The sequence below is a fragment of the Pseudobacillus wudalianchiensis genome (genome assembly GCF_001685015.1).
Lineage (GTDB): Bacteria > Bacillota > Bacilli > Bacillales > Domibacillaceae > Pseudobacillus > Pseudobacillus wudalianchiensis.
This window is the reverse complement of the sequence record NZ_MAYT01000009.1, coordinates 35,669-48,372: the sequence shown is the minus strand read 5'-3', so window position 1 is coordinate 48,372 and position 12,704 is coordinate 35,669. Positions and strand designations below refer to the sequence as shown.

The following is a 12,704-nucleotide window of genomic DNA, read 5'->3' as shown; positions in this document are numbered from 1 at the left end:
TTCGAATCTTGCCTGCGGAGTTTTTATTTTTTCTCGGGAAGTACTCAAGAGGCTGAAGAGGCGCCCCTGTTAAGGGGGTAGGTCGCGTAAGCGACGCCAGGGTTCAAATCCCTCTTTCTCCGCCATATATATGCGCCTTTAGCTCAGCAGGATAGAGCAACAGCCTTCTAAGCTGTCGGTCAGAGGTTCGAATCCTCTAAGTCGTGTAACACGTAAATTGTAAAAAAGCATCTGGCCAGTTTTATAAATGTGAACTGCACCCCAATTGTTAGACACAGCTAACAATTGGGGTGCAGTTCAAAGCTGACGGGATGCTTTTTTATGTATATTAAGAAGATCGCTTGATTTATATAACGCTCGTTTTCGGTACTATTTTATAAAATAAAAAATGTACTTAAAGTAACGCCGCAGTTTAGTGAAAGAGTGATCTTTCATTTTCTGAGTATTAGTTGTAAAATAAATATGAACTGGAAAATTGTAGCTAGGGCTCCGCTATCTAGGTAGGTCAGTGACCAAGGGCTACATCTTTTACGATATGTAAAAGGCACCTATTGACATAAAAGGTCCGAGGGGAAAGGTTCAGCGTATTTGTTATGCGTTGAAATCTTTCTCTTCGGTCCTTTTTTTATTACTTTAAGGAGGGTTATTGTATGAAAGGAATTGATGATTTAAAAGCTGGGGTCGCAGTGATTATTTTAAATGAGGAAAAACAAGTTTTGTTACAGAAAAGATCAGATGTAGGACTATGGGGTATTCCTTCAGGACACATAGAAATAGGGGAAACAGTTTCTGAGGCAGCTATCAGAGAAGTAAAAGAGGAAACTAATTTAGATATAAGAATTAAAAAGCTTATTGGTGTGTACTCTGACCCTCATTCACAGGTGTTTGCTTATCCAAATGGCAAAGTAGTACATTTTATAACAACCTGTTTTCTTGCTGAAATTACTGGTGGAGAACTACGATGTAATTCTTCTGAGTCACTAGAAATTAAGTTTTTTGAACAGCAGAACCTACCCCAAGATCTATTGAAAATGCATCCTCTATGGTTAAACGATGCACTTGCTAATACAGAATTGGCGTTTATTCGTTAGTGTAATTCTTACTGAAGTAACGGGTAGCTACCTATGAGGCAGTTTTCACCAATAAGGATAAAAATAATCTTTTTTTATGGGATTTACTTGAACAAGGAAACTAAAAAGGTCGTTTCATTAATGTACACTTTTACGAACGGTTATTTTCCGTCCCAAAAAGGCTATTTTCCTCTTGGATTGATAGTCACTCTTAATACACATTTAAACACTATTCTGACTGTTACTTTTCATTCTTTTTGTCGTTTTTTATCATTAGAAAAGGTGGAGATACTGCATATCTTCAACGAACTGTTCACTAAGTTCAAAAATGTATTTACTGTTTTTGTTATAAAGCTTATAATTTGCACACACTCATGGCATGGAATAGGAGCAAATTATCTATGAAGCACTTTAAATTTTTTGTTTTTCAATCTATATTGTTTAGTGTGTTTTTTGTCTTTAATTTCTATTTCAATGAGTATATCAGTCCCCCGTTTACGGGTGTTGATTTAATTGCTACATGTATGTTTGTGCTTCTTGCCATTTTAGTTTGGAAACCGATAGATCGATTTTATACACACTTTAGTGACATTCGATTCCGAGTTAAGGTTCTACTTTCTATACCATCCTTTATTTTAGCGAGCTTATTAGGGGGAATCACTCTATCATTATTAACCGGAGAAGCAATGTTAATGTTATAAATTGATATTGAGGAATAAGATTGGAGAACAACATGATTAGCTACTTAATTAGTTACTTAAAAGGTTCAGCTGCGGCAATTATTATAGCATCATTTTCATTAATGATTTCTAGTCAGATAGTGTTCCAAGACATCTCTTATATTTATCATGATTTCTATGGCATGTTTGTATTTGCTTCGATATTTGGTTATATATATGGCATTCTGGGACTTGCTTGTTTATTTTTAATAAGATGGAAAGTCTATAGGGGAATAAAAAGTTATTTTGTCTTTTTTCTTTTAGGCGGCATAGGTGGAACCATTACGGAATTTATTTTCGAGTGGGATCTTATCCCTTTTTTGATGATCTCAACAATATTAGGCTCGCTGGCCTTTTTAGCCAGTCAAAAGATTAAGAATAAGGTTATTAGCTGGATAATTTGCGTTATACCGTCCCTTGTAATATTTGTTTTTCCACGTTTTTGGTGAAAGTTTCAAGCTTTTGCTTTTTACTCTTTTAGTCTCATTTCTTATAAATTTTTTAGTGTTCTCAGTGCATAAAAACCTACTTTTTTATGCAACGATCAAGCTGATTGGGTGGTCAGAAACCCTGTGAAATTAATGATGTATAAAATCGTGTATAGAGAAGAAGGTGAGACAAAAAGAAATCCTCTTGCCGGGTAAGGGTTTCTCTTGGTGTGTCTGCTTCCTTCTTGTGATGTTATGTGAACTAAGATTGTATAAAGCATTCATTTAATTTTTTAAGATATTTTTCAATAAAAACGTACTTCGATTTCACAAAAATAGGAATTTAGAGGTAAAATCGATATAAAAATGAGGGATTTGTTTGGAGCCTTTAATGCTTATTGTTGTTCTTACGCTTTCATTGCTCTTATTTATTGCTCTAGAAAAATTAATCAATAAACTACTTGGTGTGGAAAAGAAAAAGATCTCAACAACCTCTGGCAAAAATATTGATCGTCGGGGAAGAATCATTCTGGCGGTTATCTTTTTATGTACTTTACCGTTTGTGATTACAAAGGGTATAAATTCTAATAAGTGGTATTGGATAGTGTATCTTATTTTGTTGTTAGGATTTCAAGCTATTCTAGAGTGGAAGCATCTGAACTCAAAACAGTATGTTTCTACACTTATTTTTTTAATATTAGGTGTAATGCTTATTTTTTTTATAGCTTATCTTATTTAGAGACTTACTACTTCCTGTATCGGAGATTATGTAAGTTAAAAGTGGGACCCCATTTGTTTTTTAAAGAGCGTGGAGCGTTTAAGGAGAAGCTTAAAAATATCATGCCGAGGCAAAAGGAAAGAGTATGATCAATTGTCGAATAAACATTTTAAAGATAAGTATAGCGAAATATTTAAGATGGTCGAAAGGAAAATTAACGAATGGGCCCCCTTGAATTTATTAGCTATATACTGCCCGGATGACGAGTATGAATTTGAAATTCAACAAATTGTATCTGCTACTCTTAGCGCGAATGATATTGAGGAATTGGCAGGGGAAATCAATGGGATTTTCGTAGAAGAATTTCGGAAGTCTAAAGGCAGTTTAATGATTGCTAATAAAGTTTTAAAGGCTATTCAACTAACGGAGTGGGAAAGTTAAATAAGAAATACTCAAAAAGCTTAGTTGAGAAATTGAGATTTGCCCACTAGTTTCAATCCTCAAGCTCCGCGCCCGATTACCCGCCAACGGTAGCCCGTTGGTTGGCTTTATTTACGTTGCTTATCATAAAAATAAGAGAGGACCTTACTAGAATCAAAATGGGAAAGTATAGAACATATTAGAAAAGAATTTTGAATAATTGTCGTATTAGATATAATATAGTGTATTTGATTTATGAGGCCGACTCAAAAGGTCTTTGAAAAACGATCTGGTGAACCGGCCTCTTATCCGCAAATGCACTTTTATTCATATATTCACTAATTTATACGCCATTACACTCAACTGTAGCTTCAGCAGATCCTCCGTTGATTTAATGTCCATTCCCGTTCTAATTTCAATCTGATTTAGTCGGTATCTCAATGTATGTCGGTGAATATACAATTCCTTAGCCGCGTTTTGGATGCTTTGGTTATTTTTAAAATAACTGTCGAGTGTTTCAATTAAATTGATTTCTTTGTCATTATCACTGAGTAAACCGCTGATATGTTGCTCATAAATGGAGGTCAAGCTAATCCCCGAGCGTTCCATTTGCAGTAATAAGTCGTATATCCCTAAATCATCGTAATGAACAATCTTGACATCCTTGCCGATGAGACCACTCAATTTTACCGCATACTGTGCTTCCTGTGCGCTTTTTCCTAATTCATCTAGTTTGTCATAACCTCTTCCGATTCCTATGATTAATTCAATATTTGGAAAACAATATGTCCAATTTCTCAATAGTTCCTCCGCAAGATTGAGGCAATGTTGGTATTTATCTTCTTTTGTCTTCCCATCTACATTTGTTAAAAAGATAATGGAGTTTAGTTTTGTCTGGATCATATGCTGTTTCATTTTCTGTCTAAGAATCTGATCTGTTAAGTGGTAAAGTTTATCGCTCCACTTTCCATCAACTCCATCCACTTGTTTGAATATCAGATGAAAAACAGATTGATTTAAAGATAAATCATAACCAAGCTTTAAACCCTGGTCAATGATCACTTTTTCGTTCAAATAATTTTGGTTAAAGATGTCGTCTAAAAAATTACTATGAATTCGTAATTGTGCTTCTTCGATTGCCTGTTTTTTTAAAAACTCCATCGCATAGATGGGGGCAGCCTGCTCGATACTGATACCATCAAGCTCCCGCCAGTGTTCTTTCGGTTTTGTCATCACGATCCAGCCGTAGCAGGATTGTTTGGCGATGATTGGACAAACCGTAGAAATGTGGTTTTCAAAGGTGAAATTAACTCTGGATTCTCTTTTTAAACTTTCAACTAGATAGTTAGATACATTGATTTTTTGTCCATCAAGGGAAAGTGTCATTTGGCTGAGCTTCTGGTCGCTGTTTTTTTGATTCGTATAAATGGTTTGGTGAAGTTCGTTATAGATAACAATATCTGAGTTTGTCAATTGGGCGAGCTGTTCTGTTACTTCTGTTAAACTCTGATCATTTAATATAAGGTTTGTTAATTCCCGGTGTATATTTTCTGCCTGTCCCAACAGATGCATTTGATTATTCACAATTTGTTCCAGCATAGCTTTTGTGATTTCGGAAAAATTAATATCTGTAGGAATTTCAATTAATGGCAGATCATTCTCATTAGCTAATTCAACAAAGCTTATGGGGATTTTTTTCATATAGAAGCCCGTATAAATGGCAATTCCAGATAACAATTTTGATTGAAGCAACTTATGAAAAACTTCCAGCTGTTCTTCGCTATCTGATATACCAAACCCTGTCGTAATTAAAAACTCTCCCGCCTGCAATCGATCGATATCTCCTAATACTTCAACAATAGTGACCCATTTTATATTATTTTCAATTCCTTTATGCCCTGCTACTAATCTAGTTTTTTTCATAACAGGCAATCGAAGGGCGTTTTTTATACTAATCGCTATTTTCAACAACCTCCACGTTTAGAATTATACACAAAGTACAATAAATGCTATTTTTTTTTGTGTTTTGGTCGAATAGATAAGGGCCTTTGTGTTAGCTATAATTCTATTATACACAAGATATTATATTTTCAGTTTACTTAACAATGCAAAAGCTTGCTTAAAATTCATAATTGAGGTGGCTATATTATGACAAGAACATATCTCATTAAACCTGTTTTAGACCACAAATATTCTTTCATCACGCATGGTGAAGGGATTTATTTATATGATGAACAAGGAAAACAGTATATAGATGGCTCTTCCGGTGCGGTGACTGCCAGCATTGGACATGGTGTACAAGAAATCACTGATGCCATGAAGGAGCAGTCGGAAAAGGTGTCTTTCGTATACAGGTCACAATTTTCAACGGAAGTGGCTGAACAGTTGGCAAAAAAAATCAGTCAGATATCTCCTGGGGATTTAAATTGGTCGTTTTTTGTAAACAGCGGATCGGAAGCGACAGAAATGGCAATGAAGATAGCGATACAGTATTGGCAGGAAAAAGGGATGAATACAAAAAATAAAATCATTTCCAGGTGGATGAGTTATCACGGAATGACCATGGGGGCTCTGTCCATGTCAGGGCATATTCAGCGGAGGGAACGTTTTGAGCTAATGCTAGAGAACTATCCATCTGTTTCTGCTCCTTACTATTATCGGGACGTGAATTATAGAACAATAGAGGAATGCGATGATTATTACGCGCAAGAACTAGAGAAAGAGATATTGCGGGTGGGGAAAGATCATATTGCTGCGTTTATCGCTGAGCCTATGGTTGGTGCAGCAGGAGGAGCATTGACCCCTTCTAATGGATATTTCCAGAAAATAAAATCTGTTTGTGATGAATATAACATTTTATTTATCGCCGATGAAGTCATGACTGGGTTGGGGAGAACTGGAAAAATGTTTGGCATGGAACACTTTGATGTAACTCCTGATATTATGGCGATTGGAAAAGGAATGAGTGCGGGCTATACGCCAATGGCTGCGACGGTTGTGAGTGAAAAGGTGATGGAGCCGATCCGGAGTGGATCCAAAGTTGTGATGGGGGGGCATACATTTAGTGCTAACCCTCAGTCTGCCGCTACATCTTTGGCCGTACTAAATTATATCGAGAAACATCATCTCGTTGAAAACTCTGCGCGACAAGGAGCCTATTTGAAAGAAAAAATAAACGAGCTGGCTGAAGAAAGTGAAATTATTGGGGATGTCCGCGGAAAAGGTTTATTTGTGGGGGTCGAGTTTGTAGAGGATAAATTGACGAAAAAATCTTTTGAGAGTAGGTTGAATGTCGCTAATAAGATTGTTGAGGCCAACTTTGAACAGGGTCTTCTCGTATATCCGGCGAATGCCGGCGCAGATGGATTAACGGGCGATGCGGTTATCTTATCACCACCTCTAACCATTACGATGGAAGAAGTGGATGAGTTGGTCAAAAGGTTTGGGGTGGCCTTGGAGAAGATTGAGCAGGAGCTCTTGGGGACATTGTCCAAAAATTAAGGTTTACGACTTGCTCATAACGGGCGGTAGGTATTTGGTGATTACTGTAAATCTGCACAACCTATAGGCAAGTTTTTTTAAATATAGACATGAGGAGCATCAAAAATGAAAAAAGTACGCTCTGTGGAAGAAGCAATTAGATATATAAAAAGTGGTTCCTCTTTGATGGTTGGCGGATTTGGAGGAATCGGGAATCCGCCGACTTTAATTAAAGCCATTTTAGAAAGTGGTGTTGATGAATTGACCTTGATCTGCAACGATGCTGGTTTTCCCCATATAGGAGTAGGCCAGATTATAACAGAAGGAAGAGCAGCACGGCTTATTGCATCTCATATCGGCTCTAATCCAAATGCGGGCAAGTTCATGCATGAAGATAAATTGGATATCGAGTTTTCCCCTCAGGGAACGCTGGTCGAGAGGATTCGGGCAGGTGGCGTTGGATTAGGCGGCATTTTAACCGATATTGGTGTGAATGGCCTTGTTGCAGAAGGCAAGGAAAAAGTCGTTGTGGATGGGAAAGCTTTTTTGATTGAAACCCCTCTAACGGCCGACATTTCAATTGTATATGCGAAAAAAGCCGACGAGTTTGGGAATTTAATTTTTGATAAAAGTGCAAGGAACACAAATCCGTTGGTGGCTATGGCTGGAACGATCACTATTGCGGAAGCGGAAGAGATCGTTCCGGTCGGCGAGCTTAATCCGGAGGAAATCGTGACACCTGGTGCGTTTGTGGACATTGTAGTAAAAAGCGAAGGAGTGAACTGGGCATGGGCATGGGAGTAAGCGTGCGCGAAGCAATCGCCAAGAGGGCTGCAGAAGAAATCAAAGATGGAATGATTATCAATCTTGGCATCGGAATCCCTACGTTAGTTGCTAATTATATTCCTGCAGATGTAAATGTCATGTTTCACACTGAAAATGGTGTTCTGGGTATGGGGCCGGCTCCGTTAAAAGGAGAAGAGGATGCAAACTTATGCAATGCCGGCGGGATTCCAATAACGGTTGTGCCGGGAGCTTCTTACTTTGACAGCACACTTGCATTTGGCATCACCCGTCGTGGATTGTTGGACATTACGATTCTAGGTGCATTCGAAGTCAGTGAAAAAGGGGATTTAGCAAATTGGATCGTCCCTGGAAAAATTGTTTCGGGAATGGGCGGAGCTGTTGACTTGGCACAAAAAGCCAAAAAAGTGGTTGTGCTGATGAATCATACGGACAAACACGGAAACCCAAAAATCGTCCGTGAATGCACACTGCCGCTTACAGCCGAAAAATGCGTCGATCTTATTATTACAGATATGGCCGTCATCGAAGTCACTGAACAAGGGTTGAGCTTACTCGAAGTAGAAGCTTCATACACAGTTGAAGATGTAATGAAGGCTACAGGAGCAGAATTTCATGTAGCCGATCTCGTAAAGTAGCCGGGTATCTGCGGAGAAGCGAATGTCTGTTTCCAATTTCCAAAAAATAGAAGGGTCTAAATAACTATTCACATTGAAATCCGCGCGACGGATTAATTTTTAAAGAATAGATGTCACAATTTTTAAAAATGTGGGGGTGTAGGGAATTCATGATGCAGGAGGCAGTGATTACATCAGGGGTAAGAACGGCGGTTGGCGCTTTTGGCAAGTCATTAAAACGTGTGCAAGCTACAGAACTTGGCAAACAAGTGTTAGAGCAATTAATGAACAAAACCGGATTTCCGAAAAACAGAGTTGAGGAAGTGATTTTCGGACACGGCTATGTGCATGGGGGCGGATTGAATTCAGCAAGAGTCGCCTCACAGCAAGCGGGCTTCCCTGAAGAAACACCAGCGTATGTCATCATAAAAGCTTGCGGTTCAAGCTTGAAGGCTATCACGAATGCGGCGGCTGCCATTCAAACGGGAGAGAACGAAGTGATTGTTGTCGGCGGAACGGAAAGCATGAGCAATGTTCCTTACCTTGTAAAAAACCGATGGGGTTCCAAGTTTGGTCATATTGTCATGGAAGATGCGCTGATGGCAGATGGCTTGGTTTGCTCACTCGGAAACGAACATATGGGCGTGACAGCTGAACGGCTAGCTGAACAATATCAAATCACTCGGGAAGAACAGGATCAATTTGCTTATAACAGCCATCTGAAGGCAGCCAAAGCGATGCAAGAAAATAAGTTTTCGGACGAAATTGTTCCTGTTGAAGTGCAGACAAAGGAAGGAACACACTTTTTTTCAACAGATGAAAGTGTAAGGACATCCATTGACAAGGAAACACTGGCGACATTACAGCCGGTCTTTAAAAAGGACGGTTTTGTAACGGCAGGCAATGCGTGTCCCATGAACGACGGAGCAGCGGCACTCTTGATGATGTCCCGTAAGCGTGCGGAACAGGAGGGGTTGCAGCCTCTTGTCAAGGTGAAAGCCTATGCGAGTGCCGGAGTGAATCATTCTATCATGGGGATCGGGCCTGTTCCTGCGACAAAAAAAGCCCTGGCAAAAGCGGGATTAACGCTCGATGATATCGGCTTAATCGAGCTGAATGAAGCATTCGCAGCCCAGGCGCTGGCTGTGATCAATGCGTTGAATTTGAACGAAAGCCGTGTGAATGTCAACGGTGGAGCAATTGCGCTCGGTCATCCTGTAGGAGCGACCGGTGCCAAATTGAGTGTGACCCTTATACACGAAATGATTCGCTCGAAAACCAAGTACGGATTGGTGACCATGTGTACGGCCGGGGGCATGGGCATAACTGTTATCTATGAAAATATGACGATATGAAGGGGCGCTTTATGAAAATCAAAGAGAACATCAATCAATGGATCGATGAAAACAGACAATCGCATATAGAGCTTTTACAAAGACTCGTTCAAATTGCGAGTACGCAGGGGAATGAAATAGAAGTTCAGGAAAACGTAGCACGGTTTTTAACTGACCTTGGTCTAGAAGTCGATATTTGGGAATTGGATGGAGAAAGGCTGAAGAAACATCCTTATTTCTATTCGAATCGTGAAACATTTGAAAATAGCCCGAATGTTGTAGGGGTCTTAAAAGGAACCGGCGGTGGCAAATCGATTATATTAAATGGACATGTGGATGTTGTTCCAGAAGGGGATCATGAACAGTGGGATGAACACCCCTATAGCGGTAAAATGGAGGATGGAAGATTGTATGGTCGCGGGGTCACAGATATGAAGGGGGGCAATACTTCATTGATGATGGCCCTCGATGCGATCAAATTCTTGGGAATCCGTTTAAAAGGCGATGTTATTTTTCAAAGCGTAGTGGAGGAAGAAAGCGGCGGTGCAGGAACGCTGGAGGCAATTCTCAAAGGATATAAAGCGAATGCTGCCATTATACCAGAACCAACCAACATGAAGATTTTTCCAAAGCAGCAAGGCTCAAAATGGTTCCGCCTTATCGTGACGGGCAGGACGGCACACGGCGGCACAAGGTATCATGGCGTAAGTGCGATTGACAAGACATTCCTAGTGACTGAACATGTGAAAGAACTAGAAAGGACTCGGAATGAACGGATTACAGACCCGCTATACCATAACATTCCCATTCCTGTCCCTATCAATATCGGCACCATCAAAGGGGGAGACTGGCCATCTTCCGTTCCGGACATTATAGAGTTGGAAGGCCGAATCGGGGTTGCGCCTAATGAAACACTAGAAGAAGTTCAGGCGGAAATGACACAATGGATGAAAAGGCTGGCAGAGAAGGATGATTGGTTTAAGGAGCACCCTGTTGAGATCGAATGGTTCGGTGCAAGATGGGTCCCTGGAGAAATTGAAACAGACCACCCTTTGATGAACTCATTGATCAGTAATTTTAAAGAAGTGGTTGGAAAAGAGCCAATTATCGAAGCGGCCCCTTGGGGCACAGACGGTGGACTTCTTTCGCAAGTTGGTGATACACCGAGTGTTGTATTTGGACCCGGAATCACAAATCTCGCTCATTTTCCAAACGAAGCGATTGAGGTGGAGAAGATATTTGAGACTGCTAAAATTATCGCGGCAACGATTGTAGACTGGTGTGAGTTGGAGTAGTGTTGAAACCAAAGCCGGCACTGCTTTCTGGCACTGGCAAAGCCCTTAGAAGGGGAAGTTGAAAGCGCACCTTTAGCAGTAAATGGGAAGTTAGTATCAGATTATAGGGAGGTCGAGCGATGCTTGCAACTAATGAAACAGTAAAAGGAATAGACTTCAATATAAATGTTTGCATAGATCCGGCAAATAAGCGATTACGAGTGGACGAGTATATGGGGAATATCGTTTCGATGATAGGCCGGCTTAATGAATTGGCAAAGAAGCATCGTATGACAAAAGTGATTGTGAAGGCTAAAAGCAATGATGTAGAACTATTTCTATCCCGAGGATATATGATAGAAGCAATATTTAAGCGTTATTTTAGCGGAGATGACGCATATGGGATGGTTCTTTACTATGATAATGAGCGCCGGACGAGTGAGGAATGGGTGAAGGAAGATGCCATATTGAACGATGTCTTGCAACTTCCCCAATCCCTTTTGCCTAAAAAGCTGGAGGAGGGCTTCGACATCCGACTAGGAACCCCGGAGGATACTGAACAGCTGGCTGAATTATATAGGAGTGTGTTTGAGACTTATCCCACGCCCATGAATCAAAAAGAATATATCGAAAAAGTGATGAAGGAAGGCACTATATTTTATGTTATAAAAAGAGACGGCTTGGTCATCAGCGCAGCTTCCGCAGAAGTTAATGACAAATACAGCAATGCGGAGGTGACTGATTGTGCCACTCTCCCTCAGTTTCGTAAACATGGTCTAATGAAGGTTTTGATTGATGCTTTGGAAAAAGAGCTGTTCAACAGACATATTTTCTGTTCTTATTCGATTGCGAGATCTCTTTCTTTCGGAATGAATGCTTCTTTTCACCAGCTTGGCTACACATACACCGGAAGATTGATTAAAAACTGTGACATTTTTGGGAAACTTGAGGATATGAGTGTCTGGGTCAAAGATTTATCAGAAACTGGATCAATTTTAAGGAGGGGATTAAATGAATTCTCCAAATAATGAGGGCAAGATGCATAAGGATAAGAAAGTAAGCGTATGGATTGCACTTATTCCGATCTTTTTTCTTGTTGTTAGCCTTTCGGTCACTCTGATTAAATTTCAGGGTGAGGCTCATATACCGCTTCTGTTAAGCGCTGCGGTTGCTGCCATCGTTGCTTTAAGTATCGGCTACAAGTGGGATTTTATAGAGAAGGCAATGATCGAGTCCATCTCAGTGGCCATGCAAGCTATGTTGATTTTGATAGTGATCGGCATCATTATCGGTACCTGGATTGCCGGGGGAGTAGTTCCGACTATGATATACTATGGGTTGGAGATCCTCTCACCCACTTTCTTCCTTGTCACCGCTTGCATCCTTTGTTCCGTTGTTTCTTTTGCGACCGGAAGTGCATGGACGACTGCAGGCACTGTTGGGATTGCTGTCGTAGGCATTGGACAGGGATTGGGAATTCCAGTGGCCATGATAGCTGGAGCAGTCATTTCAGGTTCTTATTTCGGAGATAAAATGTCACCGCTTTCAGATTCGACTAATTTGGCTCCGGCGGTAGTCGGCGTTAATTTATATAAACATATTGGGCATATGATTTATACGACAGGACCCGCTTTAATCAGCGCTTTGCTTCTATGTGATTCAGCACCTTCCAGGCTTCATAACCGTTGCCAAGTTACTGGGAGACCTAGAGGCTACTTAAGAAAGTTTAAAATGTCCCGTATTGCTTTTCGCGAATTCGCACATAAGGGGCAGATCCCTGGGGTTAAAAAATCAAGTTGGTAAGCAGTAAATCCACAAGAACACCGTAAATGTAATGCTT

12 protein-coding genes and 1 tRNA gene are annotated in these 12,704 nt (G+C 40.2%); 12 read left to right on the top strand and 1 reads right to left on the bottom strand.

Going from position 1 to position 12,704, the window contains the following annotated elements; genetic code table 11:
* Positions 1-132: 132 nt before the first annotated feature.
* From A8F95_RS07840 to A8F95_RS07810, 5 genes are all read left to right on the top strand, one after another.
* Positions 133-206, top strand: a tRNA-Arg gene (locus A8F95_RS07840).
* Positions 207-650: 444 nt separating this feature from the next.
* A complete protein-coding gene (locus A8F95_RS07835) occupies positions 651-1,091 on the top strand; it encodes an NUDIX domain-containing protein (RefSeq protein WP_065410013.1) in 441 nt (146 codons plus the stop codon).
* 712 nt (positions 1,092-1,803) lie between these two features.
* Positions 1,804-2,238 carry a hypothetical protein gene (locus A8F95_RS07820; RefSeq protein ID WP_065410010.1) on the top strand — a complete coding sequence of 145 codons (435 nt, stop codon included), beginning with the start codon at positions 1,804-1,806 and terminating at the stop codon, positions 2,236-2,238.
* Positions 2,239-2,596: 358 nt separating this feature from the next.
* Entirely contained in the window at positions 2,597-2,956 is a 360-nt protein-coding gene (locus A8F95_RS07815) for a DUF4181 domain-containing protein (protein ID WP_245671201.1), read from the top strand.
* A gap of 132 nt (positions 2,957-3,088) precedes the next feature.
* Positions 3,089-3,376 (top strand): DUF1871 family protein, encoded by a 288-nt coding sequence (locus A8F95_RS07810; RefSeq protein ID WP_065410009.1) that lies wholly within the window; start codon positions 3,089-3,091, stop codon positions 3,374-3,376.
* Between the two features lie 306 nt (positions 3,377-3,682).
* Here the strand turns inward: A8F95_RS07810 and A8F95_RS07805 are convergent, their stop codons facing one another.
* Positions 3,683-5,287: a PucR family transcriptional regulator gene (locus A8F95_RS07805; protein WP_281181752.1), complete on the bottom strand. Its 1,605-nt coding sequence runs from the start codon at positions 5,285-5,287 to the stop codon at positions 3,683-3,685.
* 216 nt (positions 5,288-5,503) lie between these two features.
* Between A8F95_RS07805 and A8F95_RS07800 the strand changes: the two genes are divergently transcribed.
* The 7 genes from A8F95_RS07800 (at position 5,504) to rpsN (ending at position 12,667) form a co-directional block, all read left to right on the top strand.
* A complete protein-coding gene (locus A8F95_RS07800; RefSeq protein ID WP_065410008.1) occupies positions 5,504-6,856 on the top strand; it encodes an aspartate aminotransferase family protein in 1,353 nt (450 codons plus the stop codon).
* A gap of 105 nt (positions 6,857-6,961) precedes the next feature.
* Positions 6,962-7,639 carry a CoA transferase subunit A gene (locus A8F95_RS07795; RefSeq protein WP_065410007.1) on the top strand — a complete coding sequence of 226 codons (678 nt, stop codon included), beginning with the start codon at positions 6,962-6,964 and terminating at the stop codon, positions 7,637-7,639.
* Positions 7,624-8,277 carry a 3-oxoacid CoA-transferase subunit B gene (locus tag A8F95_RS07790; protein WP_065410006.1) on the top strand — a complete coding sequence of 218 codons (654 nt, stop codon included), beginning with the start codon at positions 7,624-7,626 and terminating at the stop codon, positions 8,275-8,277. Before A8F95_RS07795 ends, A8F95_RS07790 begins: the two co-directional genes overlap by 16 nt.
* Before the next feature lie 152 nt (positions 8,278-8,429).
* A complete protein-coding gene (locus tag A8F95_RS07785) occupies positions 8,430-9,611 on the top strand; it encodes a thiolase family protein (protein ID WP_065410017.1) in 1,182 nt (393 codons plus the stop codon).
* A gap of 11 nt (positions 9,612-9,622) precedes the next feature.
* Entirely contained in the window at positions 9,623-10,885 is a 1,263-nt protein-coding gene (locus A8F95_RS07780) for a peptidase (protein WP_065410005.1), read from the top strand.
* 119 nt (positions 10,886-11,004) lie between these two features.
* A complete protein-coding gene (ablB, locus tag A8F95_RS07775; RefSeq protein WP_065410004.1) occupies positions 11,005-11,892 on the top strand; it encodes a putative beta-lysine N-acetyltransferase in 888 nt (295 codons plus the stop codon).
* Positions 11,876-12,667 carry a 30S ribosomal protein S14 gene (gene rpsN / locus A8F95_RS07770; protein ID WP_065410003.1) on the top strand — a complete coding sequence of 264 codons (792 nt, stop codon included), beginning with the start codon at positions 11,876-11,878 and terminating at the stop codon, positions 12,665-12,667. The genes ablB and rpsN overlap by 17 nt, the downstream gene beginning before the upstream one ends.
* Positions 12,668-12,704: the final 37 nt, after the last annotated feature.